This window comes from Exiguobacterium sp. s129 (assembly GCF_018617585.1).
Lineage (GTDB): Bacteria > Bacillota > Bacilli > Exiguobacteriales > Exiguobacteriaceae > Exiguobacterium > Exiguobacterium aestuarii_A.
Map to the genome: position 1 here is coordinate 25,444 of NZ_JACSKL010000005.1, position 15,178 is coordinate 40,621.

At 46.9% G+C, this 15,178-nt stretch carries 17 protein-coding genes; 11 read left to right on the forward strand and 6 right to left on the reverse strand.

What is annotated here, in order from left to right:
• Positions 1 to 17 precede the first annotated feature (17 nt).
• Both KNO92_RS07220 and KNO92_RS07225 read left to right on the forward strand, forming a co-directional pair.
• Complete coding sequence (locus tag KNO92_RS07220; protein ID WP_214695667.1) at positions 18 to 1,769, forward strand: mechanosensitive ion channel; 1,752 nt, start codon at positions 18 to 20, stop codon at positions 1,767 to 1,769.
• A gap of 103 nt (positions 1,770 to 1,872) precedes the next feature.
• Positions 1,873 to 3,351, forward strand: coding sequence for an HD-GYP domain-containing protein (locus tag KNO92_RS07225; protein WP_214760651.1), 1,479 nt, complete (start codon positions 1,873 to 1,875; stop codon positions 3,349 to 3,351).
• A 31-nt stretch (positions 3,352 to 3,382) separates the two neighbouring features.
• On the opposite strand, the gene KNO92_RS07230 is transcribed toward KNO92_RS07225, so the two are convergent.
• Complete coding sequence (locus KNO92_RS07230; protein ID WP_214695671.1) at positions 3,383 to 3,685, reverse strand: AzlD domain-containing protein; 303 nt, start codon at positions 3,683 to 3,685, stop codon at positions 3,383 to 3,385.
• Positions 3,682 to 4,413, reverse strand: a complete 732-nt coding sequence (locus KNO92_RS07235; protein ID WP_214760654.1) for an AzlC family ABC transporter permease — start codon at positions 4,411 to 4,413, stop codon at positions 3,682 to 3,684. Before KNO92_RS07235 ends, KNO92_RS07230 begins: the two co-directional genes overlap by 4 nt.
• 114 nt (positions 4,414 to 4,527) lie before the next feature.
• Between KNO92_RS07235 and KNO92_RS07240 the strand changes: the two genes are divergently transcribed.
• On the forward strand, positions 4,528 to 5,229 hold the full coding sequence (locus KNO92_RS07240; RefSeq protein WP_214760656.1) for a CBS domain-containing protein: 702 nt from the start codon (positions 4,528 to 4,530) through the stop codon (positions 5,227 to 5,229).
• Here the strand turns inward: KNO92_RS07240 and KNO92_RS07245 are convergent.
• Complete coding sequence (locus tag KNO92_RS07245; RefSeq protein ID WP_074036751.1) at positions 5,212 to 5,547, reverse strand: antibiotic biosynthesis monooxygenase; 336 nt, start codon at positions 5,545 to 5,547, stop codon at positions 5,212 to 5,214. The genes KNO92_RS07240 and KNO92_RS07245 overlap by 18 nt on opposite strands.
• A 76-nt stretch (positions 5,548 to 5,623) precedes the next feature.
• A complete protein-coding gene (locus KNO92_RS07250) occupies positions 5,624 to 6,463 on the reverse strand; it encodes a M15 family metallopeptidase (protein ID WP_214695682.1) in 840 nt (279 codons plus the stop codon).
• 165 nt (positions 6,464 to 6,628) lie between these two features.
• On the opposite strand from KNO92_RS07250, the gene KNO92_RS07255 reads away from it, so the two are divergent.
• Positions 6,629 to 6,847 (forward strand): hypothetical protein, encoded by a 219-nt coding sequence (locus KNO92_RS07255; RefSeq protein WP_074036747.1) that lies wholly within the window; start codon positions 6,629 to 6,631, stop codon positions 6,845 to 6,847.
• Positions 6,848 to 6,902: 55 nt separating this feature from the next.
• A complete protein-coding gene (locus KNO92_RS07260) occupies positions 6,903 to 7,370 on the forward strand; it encodes a hypothetical protein (protein ID WP_214760658.1) in 468 nt (155 codons plus the stop codon).
• Between the two features lie 17 nt (positions 7,371 to 7,387).
• Here KNO92_RS07260 and KNO92_RS07265 read toward each other — a convergent pair whose 3' ends face one another.
• On the reverse strand, positions 7,388 to 8,491 hold the full coding sequence (locus KNO92_RS07265) for a glycerol dehydrogenase (RefSeq protein WP_214695686.1): 1,104 nt from the start codon (positions 8,489 to 8,491) through the stop codon (positions 7,388 to 7,390).
• Between the two features lie 373 nt (positions 8,492 to 8,864).
• Here KNO92_RS07265 and KNO92_RS07270 point away from each other — a divergent pair, with 373 nt between their 5' ends.
• The 4 genes from KNO92_RS07270 (at position 8,865) to KNO92_RS07285 (ending at position 11,233) form a co-directional block, all read left to right on the forward strand.
• Positions 8,865 to 9,524, forward strand: coding sequence for a type 1 glutamine amidotransferase domain-containing protein (locus tag KNO92_RS07270; protein ID WP_214695688.1), 660 nt, complete (start codon positions 8,865 to 8,867; stop codon positions 9,522 to 9,524).
• A 109-nt stretch (positions 9,525 to 9,633) separates the two neighbouring features.
• On the forward strand, positions 9,634 to 10,059 hold the full coding sequence (locus KNO92_RS07275) for a DMT family transporter (RefSeq protein WP_214695690.1): 426 nt from the start codon (positions 9,634 to 9,636) through the stop codon (positions 10,057 to 10,059).
• Positions 10,060 to 10,073: 14 nt separating this feature from the next.
• A complete protein-coding gene (locus tag KNO92_RS07280) occupies positions 10,074 to 10,748 on the forward strand; it encodes a Crp/Fnr family transcriptional regulator (RefSeq protein ID WP_214695695.1) in 675 nt (224 codons plus the stop codon).
• A gap of 11 nt (positions 10,749 to 10,759) precedes the next feature.
• The gene (locus KNO92_RS07285) at positions 10,760 to 11,233 is read left to right on the forward strand and encodes a DMT family transporter (RefSeq protein WP_214746702.1); all 474 of its coding nucleotides are present in this window, start codon (positions 10,760 to 10,762) and stop codon (positions 11,231 to 11,233) included.
• A gap of 194 nt (positions 11,234 to 11,427) precedes the next feature.
• Here KNO92_RS07285 and tnpB read toward each other — a convergent pair whose 3' ends face one another.
• Positions 11,428 to 12,510, reverse strand: coding sequence for an IS200/IS605 family element RNA-guided endonuclease TnpB (gene tnpB / locus KNO92_RS07290; RefSeq protein ID WP_214760660.1), 1,083 nt, complete (start codon positions 12,508 to 12,510; stop codon positions 11,428 to 11,430).
• A gap of 227 nt (positions 12,511 to 12,737) precedes the next feature.
• On the opposite strand from tnpB, the gene KNO92_RS07295 reads away from it, so the two are divergent.
• Entirely contained in the window at positions 12,738 to 14,066 is a 1,329-nt protein-coding gene (locus KNO92_RS07295; RefSeq protein WP_214695701.1) for a hemolysin family protein, read from the forward strand.
• 309 nt (positions 14,067 to 14,375) lie between these two features.
• Complete coding sequence (locus KNO92_RS07300) at positions 14,376 to 15,068, forward strand: hypothetical protein (RefSeq protein WP_214695703.1); 693 nt, start codon at positions 14,376 to 14,378, stop codon at positions 15,066 to 15,068.
• The last annotated feature ends 110 nt before the right edge of the window (positions 15,069 to 15,178 follow it).

Sequence of the window (15,178 nt, forward strand, 5' to 3'; positions counted from 1 at the left end):
AAAAGGAGGAAGATTCGATGAACAATACAACGTATAACTTCAATTCGTTCATGTCATGGCTACCAGAGCTTTTGTTAGCAATTGTTATTCTTGTAGTCGGTTACATCTTGGCGAAAGTATTGGAAAACGTGACACGAAAAGCATTGAAGAAGGCACGACTCGATGAGCGGGCCGGTATCAAAAAAGAGGGGGAAAAAGGAGATAAGTGGACACCTGAACGCATTATTGCAAAAGTGGTGTTCTTTGGGGTGTTACTTCTCGCATTCCTAATCATCTTTGAATTCATGAATGTCCCTGCAATCACAGAGCCGTTCAGTCAGATTTATGAAGGATTCTCTGGGTTGATTATTGGTGTCATTAAAGCAGGTTTGATTTTACTCGTTGCGTGGGTCATCGCTACCCTTTTGAAAAAAGGGATTCAAATGGCGGGGCACCGCTTGAATTTGAGCAAGTTGATGGAAAAGACGGGGCAAGAGTCGACAAGTGTCAACCAGACGAAATGGGTCGATACGGTCGCAAACATCGTCTTCTATCTCGTTCTATTGCTTGCATTGCCGGCTGTGCTTGACGCACTTGGACTTCGTGGGGTCAGCGGACCATTCGAAGACTTGTTGAATAGTTTCCTTGGATTCATTCCGAAACTTGTGGCGGCAGCGCTTATCTTCGCAATCGGTTATGTCGTCGCGAAGATTGTACGTGACATTTTGACGAAGTTCCTTGAAGCGGCAGGATTAGATCGATTGGCAGAGCGATTCCATCTTTCTGACTATGTGAAGGGATCGAGTCTTGCGAAAGCAATCGGTACAATTGTCTTCATCTTCATCATGATTCCGGTCACGATTTCGGCACTTGAAGCGCTTGATATTCGAGGCATCTCGGAACCAGCGATTGCGATGCTTAATGATGTCCTTGTCATGATTCCAGACATCCTTGTCGCAATCGTCCTCGTCCTCGTTGGTGTGTTCGTGGCAAGATGGTTGAAAGGTGTCGTTGTATCGCTCCTTGAAAACCTTGGCGTCAATTCATTGGCTCATAAAATGGGCTTCGGGGAACGAGCATCTTCGATGTCAATCGCCCAAGTGGTCGGTGTCGTTGTACAAGTGATCGTCATCTTACTCTTCGTATCTGAAGCACTTCAGGTGGCGAATCTCGAGTTCATGGCGTCTCTCGCCACTGCGATCTTCGCTTACTTGCCAATGGTGATTGCGGCACTCATCATCTTGGCAGTTGGCTTCTGGTTAGCTAATATGGCAGAACGTTTGGTCGGAAGTGTACTTGTCGATGGAGCAGGACAACCGAGCGCGCTTCGCTACGTAGCGAAATATGCGATTCTCGGACTCGTCTTCTTCATGGCCATCAGTCAGCTCGGCATCGCACCGATGATTGTCAATACGGCCTTCCTCCTCATTCTTGGAGCCGTTGCGCTCGCCTTCGGTCTTGCTTTCGGTCTTGGCGGTCGCGAGACGGCAGCACGCTACTTGAAAAAAGCGGAGCACCGTATTGATGAGACGGAAGTTTCAAAAGAGGGACTTGAGAAAGAAAAGGAACAGATGAGTCGCGAAGCGGAAGCTGCGAAACAACAAGCTAAACAAGGTGTTGAGCAGTCGAAGCAGGAAGCGGAACAATCGAAGAACGAAGTGAAGCGAGATGTTCATGATTCAACAGGCGATCACGTAGACGGACCGGAACCAAATCCGTTCCACGACAATATCACTCCGGATCAAGACAATCGTTCACTAGACGACAACGATGGCCCGTTACGCCCTTAAATGATTCTTTTACGGATCTCCCATGTGGAGGTCCGTTTTTTGTGTTCAACTTAGAAAGGAATCTGGTCGATAGATAAAGAAAAGAGTGACAGAGGTGAGAGGGATGTTTGAACGATTTCAACGTACACTCGTTGTGAACTATGTGATTGGCTCAGGATTAGCGGTTTTTGGTGTGGGGGGCGTTTTCATTTTTCAGACGCTTGATTTGTCAGTTCGTGAAATCGGACTACTTCTGGCCATTATGTTCGGTTCAGGAATAATCATGATTACGTCAGAACTTCTTTTGTATCGTAAACATATTCGACCAATCCGACATTTTTTTAAAGCTGAGTCTCCAACGAGCCAAGAACTGACGTCAGCGTTCGAACAAGCAAGCCGCTTTCCTACTTTAACGGTACAGCGAATTTTGGGTCCTCATTTATTTGGATTATCCATTCCGTCAATCGCTTTGACGACCATATGTATTTACAATGACTGGATTGATTTACCGTATCGTTTGATTGGTCTCGCTGCCATCGGTGCCGTCATGATTGCCGTGTTGCACGCGTTGATTGAGTACTTTTTGACGGTACGGTCGGTGGAACCGCTACTCGTGTATATGAAAGAAAGGCACTTCGAACTGTATCATCAGCCTATCCATGCAACATATCGGTCATTCAGTGTCCGAACTAAATTATTGATCAGCATGCTCATTACGGGTGTCTTTCCTATCATGCTGTTCATGTTGGCCTCGAGCGTTCAATTGTCGACCTCGACTCGGACGGATACATATTGGAATTGGGCGTTCGTGATTCTTGTCATTATCGTTGGGATTGCAGTGTTATGTAGTTTCTTACTCTATGACAATATCAAACGTCCGATTGGGCTCTTGACGTCAGGAATCGAACAGATGGAATCAGGACGACTCCAAAAAATCGAAAACCCCTATTTAGATGAGTTCGCTCAATTGATTGGGGGCTTCAACCAAATGGTCGAGACGGTGAACGCTCGGGAACAAGAGAATGCGCAACTGCTGGACAGCCTCTTCATCTTATTCGCGGCAACCCTCGATGCACGTGACCCTTATACGGCCGGTCATTCAGAACGTGTGGCAATGTACTCGGTAGAGCTTGCCCGTGCGCTTCATTTGCCAAAGGAACAAATCGATTTACTCAATAAGTCTGCACTTCTTCACGACATCGGGAAAATCGGGATTCGTGATGATGTCTTGCTGAAGGAAGGAAAATTGACAGACGAAGAGTTCTCAAAAATTCAGGAACATCCGACGATTGGCATTCATATATTGAGTCAAATTCATTTACCGGCATCCCTTCAACCGATTTTGGCTGGGGTTCGGTCGCACCATGAACGAATCGACGGAAAAGGGTATCCGGACCGCTTAAGTGAGGTCGACATTCCGTTGTTCGGAAGAATCATGGCGATTGCCGATGCTTATGACGCCATGACGTCTGATCGACCTTATCGCTCTGGGATGCCGATGGAAAAGGCACTCTCTATTTTAGAGAGCGGTCGTGGCACGCAATGGGACACCGAATTTGTAGACGTATTTGTAAGGCTTCGTCGACAAGCGATATCTGCATAAAAAAGGAGCGGCACCTCGTGTGCGGCTCCTTTTAGGATAGGGTTTGGAATGCGTACACACCGAATACGGCTCCGATGACGACAACGACGAGATTGACGCGGAGTAGCGCAAGCGTCGTAGCAACCACTCCTCCGAACAAGGCGGACGTCGTAGTGGTCGTCGAAGATAAGATTCCCGGAAAAATTAAACTAGCCAATACCGCATACGGGATGAAAGAAAGAAATCGTTTCATATATGCCGGTAACGCCAATTCTTTTAACCAGAGTAGCGGGACGAGGCGAGGGAGGTACGTGACAAGCGCCAACCCTAGGACGAGCAAAAATAAGGACATCATGAGACCTCACCCTCCTTAAATAGAAAAGCACCGATTCCGGCTGCGACGACAGTCGCGATGATGATTCGAATTCCATCTGAAATCGGAAAGAACGGTGTGATCATCCAATGAAGCACCGCTTGCATGATGATGGCGAAACTCGCAACAACGAAGACAGGGCGATTCGTCAAGGACGGGACGAGTAACCCGATGAACATCGCATATAGCGCAATGCCCATGCTCGCCTGTAACGTGCCGGGAAGACCGAAAGCGAGAAAGACACCAATCCATGTACCAATATTCCAGGCGAGAAAGGCAATCGTATTCAATCCGAGAACGAACAGACCAGAACGTGCTTCTTTTCGGGTGGATGCGATACTGAACGTTTCATCGGTGACACCGAACGCAATGGCAGCCAGTAGTTTTCTAGATGTACTCTCAATCCGTTGGGATAGCGAGGCAGACATTAAGAAATGCCGAGAGTTTAGAATGAACGTCGTCAGAATGATTTCCCAATACATCGAACCGGTCATCAGCAATTGTACGGTGATGAACTGACTAGCCCCTGCAAAGATAAAAAACGACATGGACAACGTGATCACGTTTGGCAGATCAAACGATTTTGCCAAAAGACCGAAGGCGATGGCAATCGGGATATATCCAATGGCGACGGGAATACCTGCTCGCAGTCCCGCGCGAAATGTCGACTGTTGTGAAGATGGGGATGTGGATTGAACTGAAGTCGCCATGACAGCCCTCCTTGATGATCAAGATGATTTCTATGTCATTCGGGATGAATGGACGGTTTCCTGCTGAAACGATGAAAAAGAGGGTATACATGTATCGTTAAGGAGGGTGGTCACATGAGTCGTGCTGAAGAATTTTTGGCATCCTACCATCGAATCGAGGACTACTTGAGTCGAGAGATGGGAGATGGCCAGCATTTCAGTTTTAGCAACATGGTGAATCGGTTAGCGAAACAAAATCCAATCATCGATCGATATAAAGAAGATTTACATCAGATGAGTCAACTGCGAAATGCCATCGTTCATGAGCGTCGTGAGCCTGATTTCATTATCGCGGAGCCACACGAGTCGCTCGTCGAATTGATTTTAGAGGTGGAACGGGAACTGCTTCATCCACGTCTCGTCATTCCATTGTTTGCGAAGTCGGTGGTGACGTTTCAGTCCGAAGATTTTTTGACAGAGGTGCTCCGAGAGATTCGCGATAAAAATTACTCACAGTTTCCCGTATATCACGACAACGGCTCTTGGCGTGGTCTTCTGACGAAAAAAGGAGTGACGAGTTGGCTGGCCGAGACGATCGACGGAACCAACTTATCACTCAAAGGAGTTCGCGTGAAGCATGTTCTCCATCATGACCCGCATATGCATCGTTATCGATTCATTCGAAAGGATGCGACGGTGATCGAGGCACAACATTGCTTCACGCAAATGAAAGAGGGCGCACGATACGACGCCCTCCTAATCACAGAGACTGGCAGTCCAGATGAAAAGCTACTCGGAATCATCCGTCCTCAAGATTTATTAAACGCGCTCCGTTGAGGCGAGGTGTTCAATCGCGACCTCATATTGGGTCACGGTGTTGCCGAGGACGATCGGTTTTACTTCCGACGTCCCGTCATCTCGTTTCTTATGGGCGTGCTTGTAGGCATTGCTGTCGCGCCAATTTTCAAAGCTTGCCGCATCCCGCCATGTGGTCATGATGACCACATGGTCCATTGCTGCATCGGACGTATCCGTCAACACTTGCATCCGGACAAAGCCATCCATCGCTTCGATTCCTTTTGTCGTCTCGAAACGCGCTTTGACCGCATCGACTTTTCCTTTTTCAACGTCTAGTTTATTCATAACAATCCACATCCCGCATATCCCCCTATACGAATAAGATGATTCCATTATACCGTGAACAGGGAAATGCCTGAAAAAGGATGCTCACTCAACGTTTGCTCCACCATTCTTCAAACGCCCAGTTCTTCTGCTTCATCATCGTAGCTTCGGTTACCCCGACATAGCGCAAGTGCCATGGTTCATAATTATATCCAGTGATTTTTTCTTTTCCTTTCGGATAACGGACAATAAAGCCGTAACGATGGGCGTTTTGAATCATCCACTTTCCTTCAGGAGATTGGTCAAAGGAGGCATATAACCCTAGACGCATACGTTGACTTGTCATATCCACCGCTAGACCGGTTTGATGTTCACTATGTCCGGGACGGGCGACATATTTTGAAGCGTATGCGACCCCGCGTGTATTGACCCAGTAAGTATATAGGGATTTTTGAGTCGAATAGGAACGATAGGCGCTCAGTGCGTATAACGTATGGCCTTGCTTTCGACCTGCGTAATACAGTTTCGCTAGTGCGTAAGCGGCTTCCGCTGTCATCAGTGTCCGTTCGCTCCCTTTTTGATAAACAGTTGGGACGGTTAAGGTCACAAGTTGAGGGGAACGATAAGTGGACGGGAGCCCATAGGTTTTATTGACGAGTCGTAACCGATCGGCCGTTGGCATTTTCGGGATACCGGCTTTCAGGTTCGCGGTCGGAGTGAAGTACTTTGTACTCCCGATATAGACATTGGACCAACTTCGGTTATACATGGTGTAACGGACAGGGACATTCGTTCGTAACGTCTTCAAAACAGCAGAAGATTGCATCGCACGACCGTATAGATAGGTTGTTTTGATGGTGTAACCTGGTTGTGGGGACGATGATGCCGCTGTCACCGGCGAGGCTTGCAACAAGAGAAGACAAATAATCAAGATACGCAGGGACTTCATGGCAAAACGCCTCCTCGTGGGTTAGATGATGTTCCTTTTCCCCTTTTCTTGATGATTTTATCCATCCTCAGGTCGGATGAGGATACAGCTTGGGTCCGATGAAGCGAGGAGTCAAAATCCGATACAATAAACATAACGAATGAGATCGTGGAAAGGAGTGAGCGAATGGAAGTCTTATTTGGATTACCACTGTTGTTGCTCGTCCTGTTCTTTGCCTTTTTATACTTTAATATTAAAGGGCTATCGAATATGTGGAAGGACTACAATCGAACGAAATCGATGATTCCGCTCGGATTCTTCATCGTCGGGATTATCGGAATTTTTACAGGAGTGTGGACGTGGCTCGTCATTTTGATTTACTACGTCGTCCGCCCGAAAGACTAAACACTGTATGCAGACGCATACGGTGTTTTTGCTATACTAAGGACGAGGTGTTGAGATGGAGAAGTTAATAAAAGCATGGTTTATCGTGACGTTGATTGCGTTTGTAATCTTTAAGCTTGGTGAAGTGATGACGACCCCGTATTCGGAAATGCCGAATGAAGGGAATGTATACTGGATCGTGCTCTTGATTGGGTGGCCGTTTTTGTTATTATTCATTTGGATTACAGTCCGTATGACACGTCGGGTCACAGCATCCGTGCGACCGATCGGGAGAGTGGTATTAGGTTTGGGTAGTCTCATCATGGCCGGGATTTCCTGGGTGACCAATCAATCGCAAGCGACGTCTCTTCGGGAAGGAATTCGTTTATCTACGAATGAGTCTTTCGCAGAAGGATGGAACCAGTTCACGAATATCATCTATATGAACCAGTTGACTTTCTTTTTCCTGACAGTCAGTTGCATGGGGGTGGGGATTGTCCTTTCGTTCATCCCGACCAAAAAACAGCGAGAAGAAGCCGTGTGAGCTTCCTCTCGCTATTTTTATAACCGCTCTTGATAAAGACGGGCATATCGATCGGCTGCGATGATGGCGTCTGCAACTTCTTCTGGCGTGACATCAAAACCGCTATGAATCGTTTCGCCTTCTGCCGTGGCGGCTTTTCCGACTTTCAAGATATCTTCTCGAGACGCATCTTTCAATTTGATATCTTCGAGTGTGACCGGCAAGTCGAGTGCCATATAAAAGGCAACGTACTGCTCGAATTCTTCTTGAGGACGTCCTTCGAGTGCGAGTTGCACAAGTGTTCCAAATGCAACTTTTTCACCGTGCGTCAAATGGTGGATGTCCCCTTCTAACGCGGTAAATCCATTGTGAATGGCATGGGCTGCAGCCAAACCACCACTTTCAAAGCCGAGACCGCTCAATAGGGTGTTGGCTTCAACGATGGCTTCGAGCGCAGGTGTGACGACTTTTGCTTTGACGGCTTCATACGCTTGAATACCATATGTGAACAATACTTCTTCACAACGTTCGGCAATCGCTTCCGCCGCAAGTGTTGGGACACCACCGGCCATCGTCTTTCCTCCGAATGAAAGGACACTTCGCACTTCGACCCACGTCGCCAAAGCATCGGCAATGCCTGATGCAAGGAAGCGCGGCGGTGCCTGTGCAATCAACTCGGTGTCCACCAGAACGAGATCTGGATTCTTTTTATAAAAACGGTAACTTTCGAAATTGCCTTCATCTGTGTAAATAACTGAAAGTGCGCTCGTCGGTGCATCTGTCGAGGCGATCGTCGGTACAATGACGATGCGCGCATTCAATTCATCTGCGACCGCTTTTGCCGTATCGAGCGTCTTACCACCACCGAGACCGATCACGAACGCGGTGCCGCTCTCCTTAGCGTCTGTGGCGATTCGGGAAATCTCATGTTTCGATGCTTCTCCGACAAAATCTGCTTTCTTTGCCTCAACATTGCTCGCCTGCAGTGAATGTGTCACACGCGAACCTACCAATTCCCAGACGACGTCATCCGCGATGAGTAAAGCGTTTGAACCGAAGTGAGCGACATACTCTCCGATGCGATCAATCGTTTGTTTCCCTTGCACATACTTAGCCGGACTGATGAAAATACGTTCTGACATAGTGAACTTCATCCTTTCATATCGGTTTTAGTGTAAGTGCTTACAACGCCATCATACTACAGTTTGTGAAGGAATGTCCGTGAAGATTACATGAAGATTGGCGACTGACCGAGCAAAAGTAACATGATGATGATGGCGACAACAATGAGAAACCCCCAGTCATTCATTCGTTTCGTCATACGAGATATCCCCTTCATAGGTCTAAGTGTCGATTCATCTACAGTATAAAAGGATGTGGAAAAAAGGCAGGACGAATAAATCACCAGGTCAAAAAAAGAACTACCTGATGACGGTGAGGCAGTTCATCAGGTTTACCGGATGATGAATCGGGAACAATAGTGTCGTATGTTCATTATTGAAGGAGGAATTGAGTATGTCGAAACATGTACTGATTGTCACGACGTCAGCGAATCAATTATCAAATGGTCACGCAACGGGACTTTGGCTTGAAGAGTTTGCCGTGCCTTACTTGTTATTTGAAAAAGAAGGATACAAAGTGACGGTCGCGAGTATCGAAGGTGGAGACGTGCCAATCGATGCGAATAGTTTAGAAGATGGTTTGTCAGAAGACATTCTAAATACGCGCGAGTTGCTCAAAGACACAGCGCGACTTGATCAAGTCGCAGACGAGTCGTATGACGCAATTTATTTGCCAGGTGGTCATGGGACAGTCGTCGATTTCCCAGAAAATGAAACGCTACAACGCGTTATTCGTAACGTTTATGAGAGTGGAAATATTGTCGGTGCGGTGTGCCACGGACCAGTTGGATTGGTCAATGTGAAACTGAGCAACGATGAACCGCTCGTCAAAGATAAACAAGTGACAGGATTCACGGATGCAGAAGAAAAAGAAATGCAACTCGATTCTGCTGTACCGTTCTTACTTGAGACGGGACTACGCAATCAAGGTGGCCAGTTCAAAGGAGCCGACAACTGGGCAGTGAATGTGGCAGTCGACGAGCGACTCGTCACAGGTCAAAACCCGCAGTCTTCTGAAGCGGTCGGAAAAGAACTTGTCAAATTGCTAGGATAAACACATGAAGCAACTTCGGTTATTCGAAGTTGCTTTTTATTTTTGGACATATGTCCTATTCAAGCGGTCATTCTTTTTGTACAGTCAGACGAAGAGAGAGGGGAATGACATGGGAATTATATTTGCCATACTATCTGGCACGTTTATAGCTTTACAAGGAATCTTTAACGCCAAACTAGGAGATGCGGTAGGGGCATGGATGTCTGTCACAATCGTCCATTTTGTCGGACTTCTGTTGGCGCTCATCATTTACTTTTTCAAACGAGATGCAGACATGACGGCCTTCAAACGTGTGCCTTGGTATTATAGTCTAGGTGGACTATTCGGTGTATTCGTCGTCTTCGGCGAACTGACAGCGATTCAACAACTTGGTGTAACATGGGCAATCTGCGTGTTGCTTGTGGCGCAATTGATAGGAGCCTTTATCATCGATTTGAATGGCTGGTTTGGTGTCAAACGGAAGCCGATGAATACGGGACAGGTCATGGGACTCGTCTTAATGGTCGTCGGGATCGGAATTTATACATTCGCGTAAGGAGTTCAATTCTCATGATGAATATGATGGATGCACTGACACGATTGCAGTGGAATCACCTTTTTTCTAACGAAACGCTTGAAGCTTCTTCTTTAGTCACTTATGAATCTGGTACAATGCTTTGTTCGAACAATCAACATATTGAATCCTTGTTCGTCGTGCTCGAAGGACGCGTCAAAATCTATACACTCAGTGAAGAAGGGAAGTTGCGCTTGCTTCGTTTGAAAGCTGCGCCGACGCTCATTGGAGACATCGAATATGCGAGTGGTCGTAACGTATTGCATACTGTCGAGGCGGTTGGTTCGGTAACCTGCTTACGGATTCCGTTTGAGGCACTTCGTCGTCATAATCGTACGGTCGAATTCACGGAACACCTATTGCGTGGGGTGTCCGAAAAGCTGTTCATCGAGGCGAATGCCTCATCCAACCATCTCATGTCGACACTTGAAGAACGATTGGCGGGCTATTTGATTTCCCTTAGTGAATCGGGTAACGAGCTGTTTCAAGCTGAAATGAGTCAACTGAAGCGTAAAGAAGTCGCCGAATGGCTTGGAACGAGTTATCGTCATTTGAATCGGACGTTGCAGGCGTTCGTCGATGAAGGATTGGTCACGCGAACGAGAAAAGAAGTTGTCATATTAAATAGTGAACGATTGAAGGAACGTGCGAACGGTATGTTTTATGAGTAAGGAGAGATTATATGATTTTTGGAATCATCTGTTCAGCAGTGGCTGGAGCATTCATTAGTGTCCAGGCGGCAGTCAATGCAAAAATGAATACAAATTTAGGAGCCTGGGCGACGACAGTGTTGGTTTTTATCGTTGGATTAATCGGGTCCATCATTCCGTTACTGTTATTCGGAGGCAATCTTTCCGGATTACGTGATGTGTCACCCATCTATTGGCTTGGTGGGTTACTTGGGGTCGGTGTCGTGTATTGTGTCATGCGGAGCATCCAGCTACTTGGACCGACTTTGTCCGTGTCACTCATCCTCGTTTCACAACTCATTTGGGCATTACTCGTCGATTTGTATGGCGCTTTCGGGATGCCTCAAATCACGTTATCGGCTGGACAAGTCGTTGGGCTTACGGTCCTGCTCGTCGGAGTTATTCTCTTTAAACAGTCTCAGACAGCGGCCGTCGCCAAACAAGCTGTCAACGAAGCCACTTCATAAGGAGTGGCTATTTTTTCGAGCAAAACGGGTAAAGGTTGGTAACGATTTTTTGTTAAAATGAAGCAGTATGGTGTGAACTACTCGCCACTTATTTGCTTCGCAAATTGAAGGGGGAGTTTCTTGGGAAGACCGTACTTTTTACTAGCTACGATTGTTTACCAAGCTCGTCGGGCAGTCCCTGCCCTGAAGGATTGTCAGTCGGCCAGCCTCAATAGGTTGATGCTCGCGTTGATGTCACGGTCATGATGCGCGCCACAGGCACACGTCCATTCCCGGACATCCATCGTCTTCTTCTCGCCTTTTACGCCACAAGAAGAACAGATCTGCGTCGATGCGAACCAGGGGTCCGCCTTGATGAGCGTCCGTCCGTAGAAGTTTGATTTGTATTCGAGTTGCCGGACGAACTCGTACCAACTGACATCCCCGATGGACTTGGCGAGCTTATGGTTTTGCATCATATCCTTTGATTTCAATGTCTCCACGACGATGACTTGGTTCTTGTCAACGATTCGTCTCGACAGCTTGTGAAGGAAGTCCTTGCGTTGGTTGGCAATCTTTTCATGTTTCTTGGCCAAAAGTAATTTGGCCTTTTCACGATTCTTGCTCCCGATCTTCTTGCGTGACAAAGCGCGCTGCGCCTTCTTGACCTTCGCTTCGGATTGTCGAAGGAAACGTGGGTTTGCGATTTTCTCCGAGACCCTCGCATCGTTCGTCATGACCGCGAAGTGTTCCAGGCCGAGGTCGATCCCGACCTTGTTCTCGGCTGGGATCCATGGTGCATCGTCCTGTTCGACGAGGATGGAGATGAAGAACTTGCCCGTCCTCGTCATCGACACCGTCGCCGACCGGATGACGCCCTCGAACGGGCGATGTTGGGTGAAGCGCACGAACCCGACCTTCGGCAGCCGGACCTTGCCCGCCTCGATGCGGATCGTGCCGTGCTGGTTGTTCGTCGTGTAGGAGGCGCGCGCCTTTCGTCTCGACTTGAACACCGGGAAGCCGGCCGTCCCGGCGAAGAACTTCGTGAACGCGGTGTCGAGGTTCAGCTTTGCGTTCGCGAGGCTGTCCGCCTCGGCGAGGAACGGGAACAGGGGCTTGTAGGAGGCGGGTGTCGCCGGTTTCCGTCTCGTTCCGCTCCCCGTTTTCGCCTCCTCGCGGATGGCGATCCGGTCCTCGAGCAGCTTGTTGTAGATGAACCGGGCGCAGCCGATCGTCTTGATGAGGAACTCGGCCTGTGCCGCCGTCGGGTGGAGCCGGTATGTGTAGCCTTTCAGCATGTCTGTCCCTCCTCCCCTCAGAAGATTGTGATGTGTCTTCCTCATCCGATACCCGTGGAGGGGGAGGGAGAATCTGACGGAATGACGAACTTTTGTTCGTCATATCTGTCACAGGGAGAGCAAACTGTTGGACCGGGCGATTCATCCCCCACCTACGCCGGGCTACGCCCCGAGACGCTTAGAGGAGGGAGAATTCTCGCCTGATTTAGTTAAAAATAGCTGAGGTGATGAAAAAAGTGGATTCTTCCATAGTGATTGATTTGTTGATTGTTTTGTTTTTGATTGTGTTGAACGGGATTTTTGCGATGACAGAAATTGCGCTCATCTCATCGAAACCTGCAAAACTTGAGGTTGAAGCAAATCGAGGGAAACGAAGTGCCAAGATTGCGCTTCATTATTCGAAAGACCCGACAGATTTGTTGTCGACCGTTCAAGTCGGAATCACATTGATTGGGATTATTAACGGGGCATACGGGGGCGCACGCTTCTCGGCACCGCTCGCATCGGCATTTGAACAAGCCGGAATGAGTACGCAGTATGCCGGAACCGTTGCTTATGTGGCCGTCGTTACGATTATTACGTATCTGTCGCTCATCATTGGTGAATTGGTCCCGAAACGGATTGCGCTCGTCTCGCCTGAAAAAGTCACGATGGCAATCATTCCGTCGCTCGATCTATTTAGCAAGTTGATGCGCCCATTCATTTGGATTTTATCGAAATCAACGCTCTTCTTATTCAAACTCCTTGGATTAAAGGCAGAACAAACGAGTGGAGAGACTGAGCTTGAGATTAAACAGCTTCTCTTTGAGGGGGCTCAGCAAGGTCAGTTCGCCCATGAAGAAGTGCAACAAGTCGAACGCGTCTTTGCGTTCCATGATCAATTGATTTATGAGCTCATGCAACCACGGACGACGCTTGAATGGGTCGATTTAGAGGATGACATGGACGACATGAAAAAATCGATTTACGAGAGTAAGCATAACAAGTTACCAGTCGGTCGCGACTCACTCGACGACTTTGTCGGATATATCGATGTGCGTGACATTTTGACGTTACCGACATTGCGTGAACCGTCACAAATTTTAAAGCGCATCAAGCAACCGCTGATCGTGCCAAAACAACGTGAAGCGAGCCAAGTGCTTCAGATGATGCAGAAAAATGGTGTCGAGATCGCATTCGTCTTAGATGAATACGGTGGATTCCTTGGGATGGTCACGCTGTTCGATATTTTGGAAGAAATCGTCGGAGAAGTCATGATTGAAGAAGATACACCGGAAGTGGTTCGTCGTGAGGATGGATCTTATTTAGCGGACGGGTTACTCGGGATCGAGGACTTGAAACGAACGTTCGAGATTCGGGACGATCGCTTCGATGAGGGACGCAACTCGTATCATACGCTCGCCGGACTTGTCATTTACGCATTAGGTGATTTTCCGAAGCGGGGTGACGTGGTCGAAGCGTACGGTCTTCGTTTCGAAGTCGTCGATATGGACGGCAAACGAGTTGACCAAGTGCTCGTTTCTGAATTAACAGAACCAGTCAAAGAAGAGGATTGATGCGAATTGCTAATCCTAAAGCTGAAAGATGGATTTAATATGCCGATGATTACGTTGAGAAAGGCATACTAGAGCAAAAAGACGCCCTATCGAAGGGTGTCTTTTTTTCATGAGATGGTCAAAAACAAAAAATTCCAAAAAAGTATTTTAAAAAAGGTAAATAATTGATAAGATATACAATAGTGAAAGGGAAGCGAGGAGGGGAATTAATGCTAGATATAATTTGGCAAACAATTAATGTTGCTGCTGCTGCTACAATTGTATTTTTCGTTTATAAAATTATTTTCAGAAAAAAAGGAGAACGTAAAATTGAAGCTAAATAAAGTAATTCTATCGACTGTTCTAGCAACAACTTTAATGTTTGGAGGAACAGTATTACCAAAAGCTGAAAGCGAGCCTAAAGAAGTTCTAGATCATATGACGTCTGCCGAATATGAATTTATTGAGGCGCAAGAAGCAATAGCCACTTCAAAGACTTTATCTGAAGAAAAAGAAATTCAATCAATTTTATCTTCAAATAACCTACAACCAATCAGTGAAGAAGAAATTTCAGCAGATACAATCGTTATGAATTTTGATTCGATCGAAGAGTTTGAACAGTTTATTGCTGAAGCTCAATCGCCTTTAGAGGTATCTCTTGATAATAAATCAAACAATAACTTATTAGATTTATTTAATCCACAGACTGTCAATGCAGCAACTACTACATTTTCAAAGAGCCAATGGCATGGTGCATCTAAATTAAACTTGTATGTCACGGCTACTAAAGGGTCTAACGGACTAATTACCAAAACAAAAGTGTGGACATCTCACACTGGAGTAACTCTTGGTTTCCACTGGAAGCAAAACCAAGCATACGCTACATTGAGCTCTACAAAAAAGAGTGGAAAGGCTTATGGACATGGGACTTTTTCATGGGTTGTGTTTGTTAAGGGGATTGGAACTCTGTTCTCTCGGGATATTACAATGACGCGTTCGTTTCACTCTCAATACATCAAGTAAATTTATTCAGAAAGTTACATAGAAATAAAAAAGAGATGTTTGATGTTTTTAACATTTTCCATCTTTTGGTTGCTTGACTTTTCTAATTAGAAAATAAAGAAAACGAATCA

Coding starts and splice junctions, on each gene's coding strand:
- KNO92_RS07220 (WP_214695667.1), top strand. CDS start 18: ATGAACAATACAACGTATAACTTCAATTCGTTCATGTCATGGCTACCA.
- KNO92_RS07225 (WP_214760651.1), top strand. CDS start 1,873: ATGTTTGAACGATTTCAACGTACACTCGTTGTGAACTATGTGATTGGC.
- KNO92_RS07230 (WP_214695671.1), bottom strand. CDS start 3,685: ATGATGTCCTTATTTTTGCTCGTCCTAGGGTTGGCGCTTGTCACGTAC.
- KNO92_RS07235 (WP_214760654.1), bottom strand. CDS start 4,413: ATGGCGACTTCAGTTCAATCCACATCCCCATCTTCACAACAGTCGACA.
- KNO92_RS07240 (WP_214760656.1), top strand. CDS start 4,528: ATGAGTCGTGCTGAAGAATTTTTGGCATCCTACCATCGAATCGAGGAC.
- KNO92_RS07245 (WP_074036751.1), bottom strand. CDS start 5,547: ATGTGGATTGTTATGAATAAACTAGACGTTGAAAAAGGAAAAGTCGAT.
- KNO92_RS07250 (WP_214695682.1), bottom strand. CDS start 6,463: ATGAAGTCCCTGCGTATCTTGATTATTTGTCTTCTCTTGTTGCAAGCC.
- KNO92_RS07255 (WP_074036747.1), top strand. CDS start 6,629: ATGGAAGTCTTATTTGGATTACCACTGTTGTTGCTCGTCCTGTTCTTT.
- KNO92_RS07260 (WP_214760658.1), top strand. CDS start 6,903: ATGGAGAAGTTAATAAAAGCATGGTTTATCGTGACGTTGATTGCGTTT.
- KNO92_RS07265 (WP_214695686.1), bottom strand. CDS start 8,491: ATGTCAGAACGTATTTTCATCAGTCCGGCTAAGTATGTGCAAGGGAAA.
- KNO92_RS07270 (WP_214695688.1), top strand. CDS start 8,865: ATGTCGAAACATGTACTGATTGTCACGACGTCAGCGAATCAATTATCA.
- KNO92_RS07275 (WP_214695690.1), top strand. CDS start 9,634: ATGGGAATTATATTTGCCATACTATCTGGCACGTTTATAGCTTTACAA.
- KNO92_RS07280 (WP_214695695.1), top strand. CDS start 10,074: ATGATGAATATGATGGATGCACTGACACGATTGCAGTGGAATCACCTT.
- KNO92_RS07285 (WP_214746702.1), top strand. CDS start 10,760: ATGATTTTTGGAATCATCTGTTCAGCAGTGGCTGGAGCATTCATTAGT.
- tnpB (WP_214760660.1), bottom strand. CDS start 12,510: ATGCTGAAAGGCTACACATACCGGCTCCACCCGACGGCGGCACAGGCC.
- KNO92_RS07295 (WP_214695701.1), top strand. CDS start 12,738: ATGAAAAAAGTGGATTCTTCCATAGTGATTGATTTGTTGATTGTTTTG.